Raw genomic sequence first — 16,445 nt, forward strand, 5'->3', positions numbered from 1 at the left:
ACGAGCCGCTCTTTCGAACGGCCCCAGCCCGAGTTGTGATGCGTCGCCCCGTCCGGGCTGATTGCACTCCCCAAGGGTGAGGAGCGCGAGACGGGGGACGCAGCCCGGATAAAAATCCGGCGGTATCCCGATGTCTTGCCAGGCCTTGCGGCCCGGCGGGGCTATCGAGCGCCCCGAAACTTCCCTGCCCGCTTAACGTCCGGCAGGAGGACGGAAATCACCTGGCTTAGGCCAGCTTGATTTCAACGTTCACGCCCGCGGCGAGGTCCAGCTTCATCAGCGCGTCGACCGTCTGGGCGTTGGGCTGCACGATGTCGAGCAGCCGCTTGTAGGTGCGCACCTCGAACTGCTCGCGCGACTTCTTGTCGATGTGCGGGCCGCGGTTCACGGTGAACTTCTCGATACGCGTCGGCAGAGGAATGGGGCCGCGAATCAGCGCGCCGGTGCGGCGAGCCGTATCCGCGATCTCGCCCGTCGCCTGGTCGAGCACGCGGTGGTCGAAGGCCTTGAGGCGAATGCGGATATTCTGTGCGTCCATGTCCTAGTCTACCAATGCGAAAGAGCCACGGAGGGGCGAACCCTCCAAAAAATAAAGAACCGCCCCACCCAACCGAAATTCTCGGTGAGGGGCGGCCCTCGTGAATTCTGACCGGCGGGGAAACGAATCTCCCCGCCGGTGCAGGCGCCTATATTAGACGGTGATCTTGCTGACAACCCCCGAACCGACGGTGCGGCCACCTTCGCGGATAGCGAAACGCAGGCCTTCGTCCATCGCGATCGGCGCGATCAGCTTGACCGCGATGGTCACGTTGTCGCCCGGCATCACCATTTCGGTGCCTTCGGGAAGAATCACTTCGCCGGTCACGTCGGTCGTGCGGAAGTAGAACTGCGGGCGGTAGTTGGCGAAGAACGGCGTGTGACGGCCACCTTCGTCCTTCGACAGCACGTAGACCTCGGCGCTGAACTCGGTGTGCGGGGTAACCGAACCCGGCTTCGCGAGGACCTGGCCACGCTCGACGTCTTCACGCGCAACGCCGCGGATCAGGGCACCGATGTTGTCGCCCGCTTCACCGCGATCGAGCAGCTTGCGGAACATTTCGACGCCGGTGACGGTCGTCTTGCTGGTGTCCTTGATGCCGACGATTTCGACTTCGTCGCCCACGTTCACGACGCCGGTTTCGACACGGCCGGTGACAACCGTACCACGACCCGAGATCGAGAACACGTCTTCGATCGGCATCAGGAACGCCTGGTCCACCGGACGCTCGGGCTGCGGGATGTGCTCGTCGACGGCCTTCATCAACTCGATGATCGAGTCCTTGCCGATGTTGTCGTCGCGACCTTCGAGAGCGGCAAGCGCCGAACCCTTGACGATCGGAATGTTGTCGCCGTCGAAGTCGTACGCGCTCAGCAGTTCGCGAACTTCCAGCTCGACGAGCTCTAGGATTTCCTCGTCGTCGACCTGGTCGACCTTGTTCAGGTACACGACCAGCGCCGGAACGCCGACCTGACGCGAGAGCAGGATGTGCTCGCGGGTCTGCGGCATCGGGCCGTCGGCCGCGTTCACCACCAGGATCGCGCCGTCCATCTGCGCCGCGCCGGTGATCATGTTCTTCACATAGTCGGCGTGGCCGGGGCAGTCGACGTGCGCGTAGTGGCGCGCATCGGTTTCGTATTCGACGTGTGCGGTCGAGATCGTGATGCCACGCTCACGCTCTTCGGGCGCCTTGTCGATATTTGCGAAATCGACCGCCTGGCCGCCGTAGGTTTCAGCCATCACCTTGGTGATCGCCGCGGTCAGCGTGGTCTTGCCGTGGTCGACGTGACCGATGGTGCCGATGTTGCAGTGCGGCTTGTTCCGCTCGAACTTTTCCTTCGCCATTGTCTCTCAATACCTCTGTCTTAAAATATGGATTTTCGCGGGAAAAAGGCGGCGCCCGCTCAAAATCAGGCGCCGCCCCTAGACCTATCGCTCGCCTTAGGCAAGCTTCTCCTTCACTTCGGCGGCCACGTTTGCCGGCACTTCGTCGTAGTGCGAGAACTGCATCGAGTACTGCGCACGACCCTGGGTGAACGAACGCAGCTCGTTCACGTAACCGAACATGTTGGCCAGCGGCACGAATGCCTCCACCGCCTGCGCGTTGCCGCGCGTGTCGGTGCCCTGGATCTGACCACGACGGCTGTTCAGGTCGCCGATGACGTCACCCAGATAGTCTTCCGGAGTCACGACTTCCACCCGCATCACCGGCTCGAGCAGCTTGATGCCTGCCTTCTGAGCCGCTTCGCGCATGGCGCCGCGACCGGTGATTTCGAACGCCACCGTGCTCGAGTCGACATCGTGGTACTTACCGTCGATCAGCTCGATGGTGAAGTCGATGATCGGGAAGCCGACCAGGTGGCCGCTCTCCGCCTGCTCGCGCATGCCTTTCTCGACCGAAGGAATGTACTCGCGGGGGATGTTGCCACCCTTGATCTGGTCGTCGAAGATGATGCCCTGGCCGCGTTCGCCCGGGATCACCTTGACCTTGGCTTCACCGAACTGACCCGAACCACCCGACTGCTTCTTGTGGGTGTAGGTCACTTCGACTTCGCGGGCGAGCGATTCGCGGTAGGCCACCTGCGGCGCGCCGACATTGGCTTCGACCTTGAACTCGCGCTTCATGCGATCGACGAGGATGTCGAGGTGAAGCTCGCCCATGCCCTTGATGATCGTCTGGCCCGATTCGTGATCGGTGCTGACGCGGAAGCTGGGATCCTCGGCAGCCAGGCGGTTGAGCGCGACGCCCATCTTTTCCTGGTCGGCCTTGGTCTTGGGTTCCACGCTCAGCTCGATGACCGGCTCGGGGAATTCCATCCGCTCGAGAATGATCGGGTGGGCCGGATCGCACAGCGTGTCGCCGGTCGTCGTATCCTTCATGCCCGCGATGGCGACGATATCGCCAGCGAAACCTTCCTCGATGTCTTCCCGGTTGTTGGAGTGCATCAGCAGCATGCGGCCGATCTTTTCCTTCTTGTCCTTCACCGAGTTGAGGACCTGGCCCTTGCTCAGCTTGCCCGAATAGATGCGGGTGAAGGTGAGCGAACCCACGAACGGATCGTTCATGATCTTGAACGCCAGGGCGGCGAACGGCGCATCGTCAGAAGACGGACGCGTCTGCTCTTCGTCGCTGTCGGGCAGCACGCCCTTGATGGCGGGCACGTCGAGCGGGCTCGGCATGTAGTCGACCACCGCGTCGAGCAGGGGCTGCACGCCCTTGTTCTTGAACGCGGAGCCGCACAGCACGGGCACGAACGCACGGTCCATGGTGCCCTTGCGGATCAGCGCCTTGAGCGTCGGGAGGTCGGGCTCGTTCCCTTCGAGATAGGCTTCCATCGCCTCGTCGTCCTGTTCGACGGCGAGTTCGATCAGCTTCTCGCGGTATTCGGCGGCCTTGTCCTTCAGGTCGTCGGGAATTGCGACGTGCTTGTACGTCGCGCCCAGGCCTTCCGATTCCCAGATGATCGCACGGTTGCCGACGAGGTCGACGACGCCCTGCAGGTCGCTTTCCGCGCCGATCGGGAGATAGAGCACCAGCGGCGTCGCGCCGAGGCGTTCGACGATCGAGTCCACGCAGTAATAGAAGTCGGCGCCGGTGCGGTCGAGCTTGTTGATGAAGCACATGCGCGGGACGCCGTACTTGTCGGCCTGGCGCCACACGGTTTCGGACTGGGGTTCGACGCCCGCGACGCCGTCAAAGACCGCGACCGCGCCGTCGAGCACGCGCAGCGAGCGTTCGACTTCGATCGTGAAGTCGACGTGGCCGGGGGTGTCGATGATGTTGATGCGGTGCTTGTGCATGTCGGCGCGCAGCGCGTCGGGTTCTGACATCGGGTCCATCGAGGGATCCTCGGCGGTCCAGAACGTGGTCGTCGCGGCCGAGGTGATCGTGATCCCGCGCTCCTGCTCCTGCTCCATCCAGTCCATCGTCGCGGCACCATCGTGCACTTCGCCGATCTTGTAGGACTTGCCGGTGTAATAGAGGATACGCTCGGTCGTGGTGGTCTTGCCGGCATCGATGTGCGCCATGATGCCGATATTGCGATAGCGATCCAGCGGATAGTCGCGGGCCATTGTCAATTCCTCGGAAGAGTCAGAGTGAGGGGGAGCCGGTAAGCTGCACCCCATATGGGTCTTTATGTGACCGGATAAAGACGCGCCCACCGCGAGGGCGGCGCGTCCCGACCCGATTTCTACCAGCGGTAGTGGCTGAACGCGCGGTTCGCATCCGCCATGCGGTGCGTGTCTTCGCGCTTCTTCACCGCGTTGCCGCGATTGTTCGCCGCATCCATCAGCTCGCCCGAGAGGCGCGCCGACATCGTCGTTTCCGGACGACCGCGCGAGGCGGTGATCAGCCAGCGGATGGCGAGCGCCTGCGCACGTTCGGGACGCACTTCGACGGGCACCTGGTAGGTCGCACCGCCGACGCGGCGGCTGCGCACTTCGACCTGCGGCTTCACATTGTCGAGCGCGGCGTGGAACACCTGCACCGGATCGGCCTTCGCACGCGCTTCGACCGTGTCGAGCGCGCCGTAGACGATCTTCTCGGCAACGGCCTTCTTGCCGTCATACATCAGGTTGTTCATGAATTTCGAAAGCACCAGATCCTTGAACTTGGGATCGGGCAGGATTTCCCGCTTCTCCGGGCGACGACGACGACTCATGCCGTTATTCCTTCTGTTGGGCCCTTCCCCTTACCGTCACCCCGAACTCGTTTCGGGGTCCAGTTTTCGGCGCGGGGCGAACCTTTCAATTCAAATTGCACACATCGGAACGGAGGACGGCTGGATCCTGAACTGCGGTCGCCTGAGGGCGACCTTTTCAGGATGACCTGTCCCCCGGACAGGTCACTTCGGACGCTTGGCGCCATACTTCGAACGGCTCTGCTTGCGGTCCTTGACGCCCTGCGTGTCGAGCACGCCGCGCAGCACGTGGTAGCGCACGCCGGGAAGGTCGCGCACACGGCCGCCGCGGATCAGCACCACGGAGTGCTCCTGCAGGTTGTGGCCTTCGCCCGGGATGTAGCTGATGACTTCGCGCTGGTTGGTCAGGCGGACCTTGGCCACCTTGCGCAGAGCCGAGTTCGGCTTCTTCGGGGTCGTCGTATAGACGCGGGTGCAGACGCCGCGCTTCTGCGGGTTCTGCTCCATCGCAGGGACCTTCGACTTGGCCTTCTGCGGCGTGCGGCCCTTGCGGACCAGCTGGTTGATGGTGGGCATATTTTCTCGCTTCGCTCGTTATTCTCACCTCATCCGGGCGTAAAAGTGGTGCCCACTTTTACATGATGAGGTTCGGTTCTCTTCAGAGACGGCACCGCCGCCTCATCCGTTCTTCGCAGACCGGCCTTGCCAGGCCCGTTCGTGCTGAGCTTGTCGAAGTGCGGGCGGGCCTCAGCGCGACCCTCGCGTTTGCCCTTCGACGGGCTCAGGACAAACGGACCCCAGCGGGACCGTCCATCTGCTGGATGGCTTCGCGCTTGCGATCGAATGAAGTGTATCGGGGTCGTGCCGGGCGCCCCTCGCAAGAGAGGCCGTTCGTCCTGAGCCTGTCGAAGGGCGCCCCTTTTTTCGGGGCCTCTCGACTGGCAGGCGAAATCTCGCACGAGCCTGAAACGCTCCACCCGAACGCGCCCGCGAGGGACCACCCGGATTACTTTGACGGCTGCCCTTCCCTTACGAGAAAGAGGCCGACGCGTTACGCGACAGCCCCGGGACATGACCGGCAATGTTCAGCTCTATAAGCCTTGGCGAGAGCTGGGCCCTGCCTCGGTTGGGTGTGCGCTTAGTAGGATTTGGGGTGGGGGTCAAGGGATACACCGTATTGACCAACCCTAGCCCGTGAGCGATGCGAACGATCATAGCGAGGAGCATGTGGAATAATGCAAAGAAGAGCGGAGTTTCGACCCTTCAGTTGGCTTCATGATCTTTGGAGACGAGAGCAGCTCGATCTGTCACCGCCCTACCAAAGACGTAGCGTTTGGTCGGAAAGGTTCCGGCATGACTTCGTAACGACAGTTACGCTAAATTATCCCTGCCCTGCCATATTCCTATACGAAGAAATCCGGCCAGACGGAACCTTCAACTACAAGGTAGTTGACGGAAAGCAGCGCCTCACAACACTCTTGGACTTCGTATCCGGGAATATATCCGTTCCCGAAGACCATCCATCACCGGCAATCCGAGGACTTACCTTCGATGCACTTCCTGACCCGACAAAGTTGGCCATTTGGCGCTATCAGTTTTCGGTAGAATTCGTTGAGCAGGAAAACGAAAATCTAATAAATGATATATTCAACAGAATAAACAAAAACGTAGCAAAACTATCTCAACAGGAATTACGACACGCCCTTTTCAGCGGCGAATTCATTACTAGTGCAGAATACCTCACTGAGTACATGGAAGAGAAGCTCCCCCAACGATTTCCAAACATTGCACCGCAATCACGGCGCCAGATGAAGGACGTAGAAAATGCCTCACTAATGCTTTTATTTATTGAGAACGGAGAGCGATCGTTTTCTCAGTCAGATTTGGACAAAGCATATAGGGATAGGGAAGAGGAATGGCCCGAACGGATCGCGACGACACAGACCTTCAGGGACGCAGTAGACTTTATCTCCCAGGTTTTGACTATCGATACCAACGGCACGATCTTGAATAGTCGACTTAAGAATCAGGCCGATTTCTACTCCTTGTTCGGCGCGGTAGTAGAACTGCTTCGACAAGGAAGCCTTCCCATCGCGGACGACGCGAAAGATAGGCTACTTGAGTGGCTCGACGAACTGCGAGACGTTGACCAAGGCAACGTAGCCACGGGAACACACCCAGAGACTGAAGCCTATCTCGCTGCCGCTCGAGCGGCGTCAAACGACTCCGGGCCCCGGCGGGTTCGCATAAATAAACTCAAGGCCGTGTTGGCCTAAATGGCTTCGATTGACACCCTTTACGCGAGCATAACGTCTAGAATAGACGCGGTGCATAATATTGTTAACCCCGCCCTGTCTGACTTCACAGCAGGCAACGAGTTTCTTCTTACATCCCGAAAGAAGCGCCTGCCCTCGCTCTACGAAAAATTATTCACAGCGAGATACGCCAATATAAGCGAAGTAGATGACCTGCTGGCCTATACTATTGTCATTGACCTTCCATCACAGTCTCAGATTGTGGAGCGCTATCTGAAGCGCGCTTTTTCCGTTGAAACTATTAGAGGCCCGCAAACGCTTTTCGATGAACGTTTTTTCGATTTTGACAGCACGAGAGTTATTTGCCGCTTAGGCGCTTCTGGAGACGACTCCCATATACTGAACTCGATTTTATTCGAGGTGCAGATTAAAACGCTTTTGCAGTATGCTTGGTCTAAGATAACTCATCCTATCGTATACAAGCCGGAAAAATATGATGCGCAGAAAAGTCGGCTTGCAGCAGAGACATTAGCGCGACTCGAGGCCGTCGATCGTACATTTCAAAACTTCGAAAAAATATCCCCAACAGTTAAAACCGTGCGACGGCGCGAGATGGTCGGCGCAGACAAAATTGCTGCTATGTTTCGCAGTTTGCATGAGGATGGCACAATACCCTCAGAATTAAAGCCGGAAAGCGGCCGCCGAGTTAGCGAGTGCGTGTTCTCCGCCATCAGATCGGATAAGCAGAGAGACTTGGACACCATAATTCCTCAAATGCGTGAGTTCATTGCCAGACTCAATCCTATCCCCCGCTCTATCTCTTTGTTTGAGTTGGGCATAGTTTTCTTACACGAGAAAAACTACTTATATTTGGGCAGCAAGCGCAGGCCGAGATATTATTATATTTCTGATGAGCTAAAATCGTTATTCCCGGAGATGAAGGCGTTCGCACATGCGATGAGCCTCGAACCTCAGCCATAGAACTGCCGCTGTCCTACTTCCCCATATTCTGCAATCTACCTGCGGCTATGCCCTCAGATGAGTCTTTCGATGGGTCCGCCGAGGACCGTCGCCCGAACACGCCCTCCCCGGCTCCACGCGATCTAGACCCCGCCACGGGGCAGACCGACTGCCACCGGCGGAGGGATGGGTCCGCCGAAGACCGTCGCCCGAACACGCCCTCCCCGGCTCCACGCGATCCAAGCTCCACTTCGGGGCAGGCCATTTGCCACCGGCGGACGGGTCGCCAGGCCACCTCCGCCGTGGCCTACACCCGCCCCGCGCCCGAGGCGGACGATCCGCTGCTCGACTTTGCGCCCTACCTCCACCCGCACCCGCGCTCCAACTCGATCACGCCCGAGCGGCAGCGGCGGTTTGTCGCCACGCTCGCGGCCACCGGCATCGTCACGCAGGCGGCGCGCTCGGTGGGCAAGAGCATGGAGGCGCTCTACCGCCTGCGCGCGAAGCCGGGGGCGGAGGGGTTTGCCGCCGCGTGGGATGCGGCGCTGGAGCGCGGGGTGCAGCGGCTGGAGGATTGCGCGCTCGAACGCGCGCTGCAGGGCACGCCCACGCCGATCGTCTCGGGCGGGAAGCTGCTGGGCACGTGGAACAAGCCGGACAACGCGCTGCTGCGCTTCCTCCTCCAGCATCGCCTGCCCGCGCGCTACGCCGCCGACAGCCACGTCGTGCCCGGGCACCCGCTCTACGAGCGCATCCGCACCGAGGTCCTCGAACAGCGCAGGCGCGAACGCGCGAAGAGCGAGGAGGAGATTTTCGCCAGCATCGATCGCAAGCTCGCGAACATCCGCTCGCGGCGCGCGGCGTATGCGGCGCGGGACGCGGACGGGGGAGTGGCGGAGCCGGACGACCCGAAGGGGGGCCGTCGGGACACCGGCTTGGCGGACAGGGACATCGGGGAGGCCGGTATCGACGCTCCAGACGCGGGCGAAACGGACGCGCGGGGCTGAGCCCTGCGCGCCCGCTTGCGTCGGGCCTCTCAGAGGAAGCGGCGCAGCGGGATCGGTTCGTTGCGCGGCCTGTCGTCTTGCGGGCTGGCGTCGTGCGGCGCGGCATCGGCGGGCGGAGCGGCGCGTTTCTGCGCGGCGGCGGCCTCTTCCTGCCGGCGCGCGGCCTCGTCGATAATGCCCGGGCGGGTGGCGACGCGCCCGGCGGGGCCGCCGCCTTCGAGCAGCTGCATCAGCTTGGCCGGGGCGAGCGGGCGTTCGAAGCGGATGCCGGTCAGCCCGTCCTCGCGCCGCACGATGCTGGCATTGTGGAGCGCCTGGCCGCCGACCTCGATCGTGCACAGCGTGCCGGGGGCGAGATCCTCCAGCCCCCTCACCGCGAGGCCCGACATGGAGATGTTGGCCGTCTCGGTCCAGCGTCCCTTGCAGCCCGCCCATACGCGCACCGGCAGGCAGGTGGGGACGCGGGTGGCGCGGGGCTTGGGGACGTCGACCGGGCTGGCCGGGCCGGAGAGATTGGCGACGCCGATGCGGTTGCCCTCGACCCAGGCGATGCGCGCCTCGACCGCCTCGATCCCGTCCCACCAGTAGGTGACGCGGGTGTCGGGCTTCACGTCGAGCAGGGCTTCGAACATCGCGCCGCCATTGCTGATGTTGCGCAGGATCGCAGGGCGTGCCTCGCCGCCGACGACCACGCAGCAGGTACGGAAGGTGGCGACCTGCCGCTCGTTGAGGCGGCGATCGTCGGCCGGCGCGCCGATGCCACCGGCCTTGCCCGTGAAATCGGCGAAGTTCGTGACATTCGACATGGCTGAGACCCACCCCTTTCGCACATCGCAGGCCTGCTTAAGTACCTGTATGGAAAGCGATGGCGCGAAATTCTTACGATCGGGTTAGCGCCCGGCTCCGCGCTTGCGGCAGCCGCAGCAACCGGCGCTAGATCGAGGCCTTGAGGTATTCGACCAGCGCGCGGACCTTCTTCTGGCGCCATTGCGGCGGCGGGGCGACCAGCCAGTAGGCGCGGCGTCCTTCGACCGGCCCGTCCTCGACCCGCACCGTGCCCGCCGCGATCGCATCGCCGGCGAGCGCGAAGGGCACCCGCGCCGCGCCCATCCCCGCGACCACGCTGGCGAGCGCCTGGCCCGCGCTGCCCACACTGATACACGGCTCGCCCGCCGCCCCGCCATCGCCGCCCTCGTCATCCCGCCCGTCGCCGGGCCAGCCGACCGTGCGGCCCGCGGCGTGCGGCGCATCGACCGGCGCGATCCGGACCCACTGGGCTTGGGATATCTGCTCGCCCGGGAAATCCTCCGGCCCTTCGGCGAGCCAGATCGCGAGGTCGAGATTGGCTTCGGAAAAATCCGCCCGCTCGCGCTCGCGCAGCTGGAAGCGCACACCGGGCTGTTCGGCCTGGAACGCGGCGAGGCGCGGCGCGAGCCAGTTTTCGAGCATACCGCGCGGCGCGGCGATGGCGTAGCGGTCGACCGACTGGCCCGCCTGCATCGCCGCGACGCTTTCCTCGAACCGCAGGAAGCCGTCGCGCAGCGCGTCGAGCCCGGCATGGCCTTCCTCGGTCAGCTCCAGACCCTTGCTCGTACGGCGGAACAGCACGGTGCCGAGGTGATCCTCGAGCGCGCGGATCTGCTGGCCGACGGCGGCGGGCGTCACCGCCAGTTCGTCCGCCGCCTTGGTGAAGGAGAGGTGCCGCGCGGCGGCGTCGTACACGCGCAGGGCGTTCAAGGGCAGGAGCGTGCGCTTCATGACGTGGGCAGCGCTAGCCAGCGGGGGCGCGCTCGGCAAGCCGGGTTACGCCGGAGCCGCGTCCACCGACGCCCTGCGGCATGGCAACGCCCTCACCCGACCGGCCTGCCGCAGCCTGCCGAAAGACTTTTCAGCGGGCCATCGGAAAGGCCGCGAGATTTCTCCCGAAAAAATTCGGTCCCGAGCGATCGGGAGCGAGGGAACCCGGAAGTGCGAGCGGGGCGGCGATTGCCCGCGCAGATCGCGAGGAACCGGCCATTCGCCACCAGGCCGTCGGCGGCACGTCTCCGCAGGCCGGGGGCCGGACGGCCTCGAGCGACCGCCTGCCCCAAAGTCCATGTGCAAGGTCAGGAACTTAAACCCGAATCGCCACTTTGGTTGCAGCGTACCGTGTGCAGGGGGCCTTGGTGGGAAGGCATGTGGTCCGTGATTGTCATCCTTTCGAAAAGGCTTGAATCATGGTCACTTCACAAGTTGCGAGCCAGCTCGGCAGCATCGAGAATGTCGTCGCGCTGAGCGCAGGCCAATACACCTCCGGTTCGCTCATCCTCATGGTGAGCTACGGTGCACACTTCGCTTTCATCCTCTTCTTTCTCGCAATGGCCTGGCAACTCGCGCCACGCTATCGCATCGTCCCGATCCTGTCGGCGGTCGTCATGGCCTCGGCCGGCCTGAGCCTCCTGCGCGAATTCATGATCTGGGAGGAAAGCTACGAGCTTGTCGGCGGCGTCTACAATCCCCTGGCCGAGAACACGAGCTTCACCAATGCTTTTCGCTACGGCAACTGGACGATCACCGTTCCGATCCTGCTGACCCAGCTCGCCATCGCATTCGGCCTTGCCCGGCCCGAACTGCACAAGCGCGTGGTCCGGATGATCGTGCCCGCGCTGCTGATGATCTGGACCGGCCTGTATGGGCAGTTCGGCGAAACGGGCGACTTCCTGCGGCTCAATATCTGGGGCATCATCTCGACCGTCTTCTTCGTCTGGCTGATCGTCGAGGTGCGCGGCGTGATCGGTCGCGGTGTCGCGACCAGTCCCGCCGAACTCAAGACGTGGCCGAAGAACATCTGGTGGTATTTCCTCGCGACCTGGGGGCTCTACCCCATCGCCTATGCCCTGCCCCAGCTCGGCTTTACGGGTGACGTGGTGGTCGTGCGCCAACTGCTGTTCTCGATCGCGGACATCAGTTCGAAGCTGATTTACGGCATCATCCTGAGCCGTTATGTTCTGCGTCGCAGCGCGCTGGAAGGCTATGTTCCGGCAGCCGAGGCGCTCGAAACGTCTCCGCTGGGCGCAACCGTGGCGTCGCAGCGAGGAGACTGACCGCAGTGCTGCGCATAGCGCAACCGAATGCAAGGGGGCTCCGGCTGGATGCCGGGGCCCTCGTTGCCGTTGTCGCGGTGGGTGCGGCGATTTCGGGTCAGCTGATCGGGGGCACGGTGTCTCTGGTCGTCGCCTTGGTCCTGTTCGCCGCAGGCGTGCTGCACGGGGCGGGCGACGAGAGCGCCAGCGGCATTCGCCCTTTTTCGATTCCCCACGCCGCGGCGTACATCGCGGTCGCGGCGGCCGTCGCCGCGCTCTATCTGGCCGCGCCCCTCGCAGGCCTCGTCGGTTTTCTGGCGATTTCGGGCTGGCATTTCGCGACGAGCCGGTGCGGCTTCGACCCGGCGGCGCAAGGCGCGATCGCCGCGTGCGCGCTGGGCGGTAGCGCGCTGTTCCACGGCTCGCCGACAGCGCAGGTCTTTGCTTCGATAACGGGTGGGCCCGTACCCGATCTCTTGATCGGCGGGCTTGCTGCGGTGGGTGTCGCCGGAGTGGCAGCCGCCGGCTACGCGGCTGTGCGCGGGATGCGGGGCGCATGGCATGCGATCCTCGCCGTGATGGCGGTCCTGCTGGCCGAACCCGTCCTTGCGGTGGCGCTCATCTTCTTCGTCGCGCATGCCCTTCCGGTGCAACAGGTTCAGGTCGCCCGATATGGCTTTGCCGATGTCCTGCGGGCGGGCCTGCCGACCGGTCTGCTCGCGCTCGGCGGCATCGCAGCGCTTGGCGCGCTCGCCTGGTCGGGCGTCGTCGCTCTTCCTTTCGCGGCGGCGATCGCTCTCGGGCTCGCCACGCCGCACATGCTGACCGAAGGGCTCTGACGGAGCACCCTTTCGGCCCGGGGAAAGCCTAGTGCGCCGTGGCAGGCGCGGCGAGCGGGAAGAAGGGAATGCGCACCTCGATCGGCGAGCCGTCCTCGCGGTGGAAGGTGTAGAAGCCTTCCATCGATCCGAAGGGCGTCGTCAGCGGGCAGCCCGAAACGTAGTCGTGGCTGCGGCCCGGCGTCAGCACCGGCTGTTCGCCGACCACGCCCTCGCCATCGACATGGCGCACGAGGCCCTGTGCATCGGTGATCCGCCAGTGGCGCATCATCAGCTGCACGCGCTCGTTCGAGGCGTTCTCGATCCGGATATGGTAGATCCAGAACCACTTGTTGTTCGAGGGGTCGCTCTGCTCGGGCAGGAAATTGACCGTGACCCGAACGGTGATCCCGTCGGTGGTGGCGGCATGGTCGAAGAGATGCTTCATCACGATTCGCAAGCCTAGTGGCTTTCGGGCCGAGGGCAAGGCGGGTTGCCGATGCTTGCCCACAGCCTGTTGCCGATTGGCCGCAGCCTGGCCTGCCCGTCCCGCCCCTTCGCGCTCAGGCCTTGCCGAAATCGGCGCGGGTCCCGTGGGCGGAGATCGCGGCGCACAGCGTGCGCAGCGCCACGGCATAGGCGGCGGTGCGCATGTCCGTGTCGTATTGCTTCATCGCGTCGCGGACATTGGCGGCGGCGTCGGTCATCCTGGCTTCGAGATAGTCGGACACGTCCTCGTCCGCCCAGTCGATGCCCTGGCGGCCCTGGACCCATTCGGCGTGGCTGATCGTCACCCCGCCCCCGTTGGCGAGGATATCGGGCACCACCTCGATCCCGGCATCCGCCAGCGCCTGGTCGGCGGCGGGCAGCACGGGCCGGTTGGCGAGCTCGACGATCGCCTTGCAGCGCAGCGCCTTTGCGTCTTCCCCGTCCGCGATCACGCCGCCCAGCGCGGCGAAGACCATGACGTCGCATTCGGTGGAGAGCACGTCCCTGGAATCGTCCGAGGAGGTCGCATTGCCGCCATCGAAGGCGGTGACCTTGCCGTGTTCGTCCTTCGCTTCGCTCAGCGCCTCGATATCGAGCCCGTCGGGGTCCGACACGGTGCCCGAGGAATCGGCCACCGCCACGACCCGGTGCCCGGCCTTCGCCGCGGCATCGGCGAACCAGCGCCCGGCATTGCCGAAGCCCTGCAGCGCGATGGTCAGCCCGCCCTCTTCGGCGAGGCCAGCGGGACCGCGCATCTCCTCCAGCGCAATATGCGCGCCGCGCCCGGTGGCGGGCGTGCGCCCGGGCATCCCGCCGAGCGCGACCGGTTTGCCGGTGAAGGCATGCGGCTGGATCGATCCGGCGATCTCCGAATATTCGCTGACCATCCACGCCATCTCGCGTTCTCCGGTGGCGACATCGGGCGCGGGCACATCGCGATCGGGGCCGAGAATCTTCGCCATTGCCCGGACGTAACCGCGTGCGACACGCTCCTTCTCCATGGTCGAGAGGTCGTGCGCATCGACCTCCACCCCGCCCTTGCCGCCGCCGAAGGGCAGCCCCATCAGCGCGCATTTCATGGTCATCAGGAACGCGAGCGTCTCGACCTCGTCCAGATGGACGCTCGGGTGGAAGCGGATGCCGCCCTTGGTCGGGCCGAGCGCGGAATTGTAGCGGCAGCGCCAGCCCTTGAGCGACAGGGCCGAACCATCGTCGCGCCGTATCCGCACCGAGGCGGAGAGCGTTTCGATCGGATCCTTGAGGTGCGCAACGACCTCCGCATCGAACCCGCCGAGATCAGCCGCGCGGTCCAGCCGCTCCTGCGCCGCTGCCAGATGTTCGCCCATGTGCGTGGTCTCCTGTTCCTTTTTCGCGTTTACAGGAAAGAACGTGAGGGCGCGGGGGTGTTCCGGGATGTGCCGAAAGGATGGGGGCGGGGATGAGGGAGCGGAAGCACCAGGCCCGGGGCCGACGCGGGCGAGTTGAGCAATGCCTTCCACTTCCCGTCGCCCCGGGCTTGACCCGGGACTGGTGCTTTCCTTCAGATCAACATCTCATACAGATCGTCCCAGTCGGGATTGGCCTTCTCGACCAGCTCGATCTTCCACGCGCGGTGCCAGCGCTTGATGCGCTTCTCTTGCGCGATGCAGGAATCGATCGGCTCGCCATGCTCCGCCCAGACGAGCCGCGTAAGCCCGCGCCGTGCGCAGTAATCGGAGCCTTTGCCGGAGCGATGAAGCGTCACGCGCGCCGCAATGTCGCTGGTGACGCCCACATAGATCGCGCCGCGATACCGGTCCGCCATGATGTAGACCCAGCCGCCGCGCCTTTCCCGATCCATTTGCGCAGAAGAAGACAGCACCGGGCCCGGGTCAAGCCCGGGCCGACGGGAAGGGATAGGGAAGCTATTCGACCTCTACGTCGCCCCGGGTTTGATCCGGGGTCGGTGCTTGCTAAAACCCCGCCGCTTCCAGCGCCTGGTCCATGTCTTCCTTGATGTCCTCGATATCCTCGAGGCCGACATTGATCCGCACCAGCCCCTCGGTCACGCCCATCTCGGCGCGGGCCTCTTCGCTCAGCCCGGCATGCGTGGTGCTCGCCGGGTGGCAGGCGAGGCTGCGCGAATCGCCGATATTGTTCGACAGGTCGATCAGCCGCAGCGCGTCGAGCAGGGCGTGCGCCTTCTCGCGGCTCTCCAAGTCGAAGGCGAAGACCGGACCCGTCGCGCGCATCTGCTTCAGGGCGAGCGCGTGGCGCGGGTGGCTTTCGAGGCCGGGATGGAGGATGCGCGGCACGCGCGGTTCCATCATCCGCCCCAGCGCGACCGCGTTCTGGCTCTGCCGGTGGGCACGCAGGTCGAGCGTTTCGAGTCCCTTGTGCACGACCCAGGCGTTGAAGGGCGAGAGGTTGGGCCCGGTGTTGCGCTGGAAGGGCAGCAGCACCTCGTCGATCCATTCCTTCGTCCCGCAGATCGCGCCCGCGAGCACGCGGCCTTGCCCGTCCATCAGCTTGGTCGCCGAATACGCGACCACGTCCGCGCCGAAATCCATCGGCTTCTGCAGCGCGGAGCTGGCAAAGGCATTGTCGACCACCGTCGTGATCCCGTGCGCCTTCGCGAGGCCGCAGACATGCTCCAGATCGACGATGTCGAGCGTCGGGTTGGCGGGGGTTTCGAAGAAGAAAACTCGCGTGTTGGGCCGGATCGCCGCTTCCCATGCGTCGTTGTCCGCGCTGTCGATCACGCTCGTCTCGATCCCGAAGCGCGGCAGCAGGTGGTCGACCAGCCAGCGGCACGAACCGAAGGCGGCGCGCGCGGCGACACAGTGATCGCCGGCGGACAGGCTGGCCAGCAGCGCGGCGGTCATCGCGGCCATGCCGCTCGCTTGCACGCGGCACGCCTCGGCCCCCTCCATCAGCGCGATGCGTTCCTCCAGCATCGCTACGGTCGGGTTCTGGAGGCGCGAATAGGTCATCCCTTCGGCCTCGCCCGCGAAGCGCGCGGCTACTTCGGCGGCATTGTCGTACGTATAGCCCGAGGTGAGGAACAGCGCCTCGCTCGTCTCGCCATGCTCGCTGCGCCAGGTGCCGCCGCGCACGGCCTGCGTGGCGGGACGCCACTGCGACGTGACGGAGCGATCCATTCCGGTGGTCTTCTTCATGGCCCCGCCGCTTAAG

The 16,445-nt window shown here is 64.1% G+C and carries 16 protein-coding genes; 5 read left to right on the top strand and 11 right to left on the bottom strand.

Annotated elements, in window-relative coordinates:
• Positions 1–226: 226 nt before the first annotated feature.
• From rpsJ to rpsL, 5 genes are all read right to left on the bottom strand, one after another.
• Entirely contained in the window at positions 227–538 is a 312-nt protein-coding gene (gene rpsJ, locus DL238_RS14650) for a 30S ribosomal protein S10 (protein ID WP_010234663.1), read from the bottom strand.
• Positions 539–691: 153 nt separating this feature from the next.
• Positions 692–1,882 (bottom strand): elongation factor Tu, encoded by a 1,191-nt coding sequence (gene tuf, locus DL238_RS14655; protein ID WP_115493180.1) that lies wholly within the window; start codon positions 1,880–1,882, stop codon positions 692–694.
• A 96-nt stretch (positions 1,883–1,978) separates the two neighbouring features.
• Positions 1,979–4,111: an elongation factor G gene (gene fusA / locus DL238_RS14660; protein ID WP_115493181.1), complete on the bottom strand. Its 2,133-nt coding sequence runs from the start codon at positions 4,109–4,111 to the stop codon at positions 1,979–1,981.
• Between the two features lie 119 nt (positions 4,112–4,230).
• Entirely contained in the window at positions 4,231–4,701 is a 471-nt protein-coding gene (rpsG, locus tag DL238_RS14665) for a 30S ribosomal protein S7 (protein WP_115493182.1), read from the bottom strand.
• Between the two features lie 183 nt (positions 4,702–4,884).
• Positions 4,885–5,256 carry a 30S ribosomal protein S12 gene (rpsL, locus tag DL238_RS14670; RefSeq protein ID WP_007164630.1) on the bottom strand — a complete coding sequence of 124 codons (372 nt, stop codon included), beginning with the start codon at positions 5,254–5,256 and terminating at the stop codon, positions 4,885–4,887.
• A 659-nt stretch (positions 5,257–5,915) separates the two neighbouring features.
• On the opposite strand from rpsL, the gene DL238_RS14675 reads away from it, so the two are divergent.
• The 3 genes from DL238_RS14675 to DL238_RS14685 all read left to right on the top strand — a co-directional run bounded on the left by DL238_RS14675 (position 5,916) and on the right by DL238_RS14685 (position 8,902).
• On the top strand, positions 5,916–6,956 hold the full coding sequence (locus tag DL238_RS14675; RefSeq protein ID WP_115493183.1) for a DUF262 domain-containing protein: 1,041 nt from the start codon (positions 5,916–5,918) through the stop codon (positions 6,954–6,956).
• The gene (locus tag DL238_RS14680; protein WP_115493184.1) at positions 6,957–7,916 is read left to right on the top strand and encodes a RelA/SpoT domain-containing protein; all 960 of its coding nucleotides are present in this window, start codon (positions 6,957–6,959) and stop codon (positions 7,914–7,916) included.
• Between the two features lie 281 nt (positions 7,917–8,197).
• Positions 8,198–8,902 (top strand): hypothetical protein, encoded by a 705-nt coding sequence (locus tag DL238_RS14685; protein ID WP_234031127.1) that lies wholly within the window; start codon positions 8,198–8,200, stop codon positions 8,900–8,902.
• 29 nt (positions 8,903–8,931) lie between these two features.
• On the opposite strand, the gene DL238_RS14690 is transcribed toward DL238_RS14685, so the two are convergent.
• A complete protein-coding gene (locus DL238_RS14690; RefSeq protein ID WP_115493185.1) occupies positions 8,932–9,708 on the bottom strand; it encodes a PilZ domain-containing protein in 777 nt (258 codons plus the stop codon).
• Positions 9,709–9,835: 127 nt separating this feature from the next.
• The gene (locus tag DL238_RS14695; protein WP_115493186.1) at positions 9,836–10,660 is read right to left on the bottom strand and encodes a LysR family transcriptional regulator; all 825 of its coding nucleotides are present in this window, start codon (positions 10,658–10,660) and stop codon (positions 9,836–9,838) included.
• A gap of 458 nt (positions 10,661–11,118) precedes the next feature.
• On the opposite strand from DL238_RS14695, the gene DL238_RS14700 reads away from it, so the two are divergent.
• Both DL238_RS14700 and DL238_RS14705 read left to right on the top strand, forming a co-directional pair.
• Positions 11,119–11,985, top strand: coding sequence for a bacteriorhodopsin (locus DL238_RS14700; protein WP_115493187.1), 867 nt, complete (start codon positions 11,119–11,121; stop codon positions 11,983–11,985).
• 77 nt (positions 11,986–12,062) lie between these two features.
• A complete protein-coding gene (locus DL238_RS14705; protein WP_181883969.1) occupies positions 12,063–12,803 on the top strand; it encodes a Brp/Blh family beta-carotene 15,15'-dioxygenase in 741 nt (246 codons plus the stop codon).
• 28 nt (positions 12,804–12,831) lie between these two features.
• Here DL238_RS14705 and apaG read toward each other — a convergent pair whose 3' ends face one another.
• The 4 genes from apaG to DL238_RS14725 form a co-directional block, all read right to left on the bottom strand.
• Positions 12,832–13,230 carry a Co2+/Mg2+ efflux protein ApaG gene (gene apaG, locus DL238_RS14710; protein WP_115493189.1) on the bottom strand — a complete coding sequence of 133 codons (399 nt, stop codon included), beginning with the start codon at positions 13,228–13,230 and terminating at the stop codon, positions 12,832–12,834.
• A gap of 115 nt (positions 13,231–13,345) precedes the next feature.
• Positions 13,346–14,617 (bottom strand): Glu/Leu/Phe/Val family dehydrogenase, encoded by a 1,272-nt coding sequence (locus DL238_RS14715; RefSeq protein WP_115493190.1) that lies wholly within the window; start codon positions 14,615–14,617, stop codon positions 13,346–13,348.
• Positions 14,618–14,811: 194 nt separating this feature from the next.
• Entirely contained in the window at positions 14,812–15,111 is a 300-nt protein-coding gene (locus tag DL238_RS14720) for a GIY-YIG nuclease family protein (protein ID WP_115493191.1), read from the bottom strand.
• A 112-nt stretch (positions 15,112–15,223) separates the two neighbouring features.
• Positions 15,224–16,429 (bottom strand): trans-sulfuration enzyme family protein, encoded by a 1,206-nt coding sequence (locus DL238_RS14725; protein ID WP_115493192.1) that lies wholly within the window; start codon positions 16,427–16,429, stop codon positions 15,224–15,226.
• Between the last annotated feature and the right edge of the window lie 16 nt (positions 16,430–16,445).

The organism is Alteriqipengyuania lutimaris (assembly GCF_003363135.1).
GTDB classification, from domain to species: Bacteria; Pseudomonadota; Alphaproteobacteria; order Sphingomonadales; family Sphingomonadaceae; genus Alteriqipengyuania; species Alteriqipengyuania lutimaris.

Bases quoted from the DNA above. Each gene is read 5' to 3' on its own strand.
- rpsJ (WP_010234663.1), bottom strand. From the start codon at position 538: ATGGACGCACAGAATATCCGCATTCGCCTCAAGGCCTTCGACCACCGC.
- tuf (WP_115493180.1), bottom strand. From the start codon at position 1,882: ATGGCGAAGGAAAAGTTCGAGCGGAACAAGCCGCACTGCAACATCGGC.
- fusA (WP_115493181.1), bottom strand. From the start codon at position 4,111: ATGGCCCGCGACTATCCGCTGGATCGCTATCGCAATATCGGCATCATG.
- rpsG (WP_115493182.1), bottom strand. From the start codon at position 4,701: ATGAGTCGTCGTCGTCGCCCGGAGAAGCGGGAAATCCTGCCCGATCCC.
- rpsL (WP_007164630.1), bottom strand. From the start codon at position 5,256: ATGCCCACCATCAACCAGCTGGTCCGCAAGGGCCGCACGCCGCAGAAG.
- DL238_RS14675 (WP_115493183.1), top strand. From the start codon at position 5,916: ATGCAAAGAAGAGCGGAGTTTCGACCCTTCAGTTGGCTTCATGATCTT.
- DL238_RS14680 (WP_115493184.1), top strand. From the start codon at position 6,957: ATGGCTTCGATTGACACCCTTTACGCGAGCATAACGTCTAGAATAGAC.
- DL238_RS14690 (WP_115493185.1), bottom strand. From the start codon at position 9,708: ATGTCGAATGTCACGAACTTCGCCGATTTCACGGGCAAGGCCGGTGGC.
- DL238_RS14695 (WP_115493186.1), bottom strand. From the start codon at position 10,660: ATGAAGCGCACGCTCCTGCCCTTGAACGCCCTGCGCGTGTACGACGCC.
- DL238_RS14700 (WP_115493187.1), top strand. From the start codon at position 11,119: ATGGTCACTTCACAAGTTGCGAGCCAGCTCGGCAGCATCGAGAATGTC.
- apaG (WP_115493189.1), bottom strand. From the start codon at position 13,230: ATGAAGCATCTCTTCGACCATGCCGCCACCACCGACGGGATCACCGTT.
- DL238_RS14715 (WP_115493190.1), bottom strand. From the start codon at position 14,617: ATGGGCGAACATCTGGCAGCGGCGCAGGAGCGGCTGGACCGCGCGGCT.
- DL238_RS14720 (WP_115493191.1), bottom strand. From the start codon at position 15,111: ATGGATCGGGAAAGGCGCGGCGGCTGGGTCTACATCATGGCGGACCGG.
- DL238_RS14725 (WP_115493192.1), bottom strand. From the start codon at position 16,429: ATGAAGAAGACCACCGGAATGGATCGCTCCGTCACGTCGCAGTGGCGT.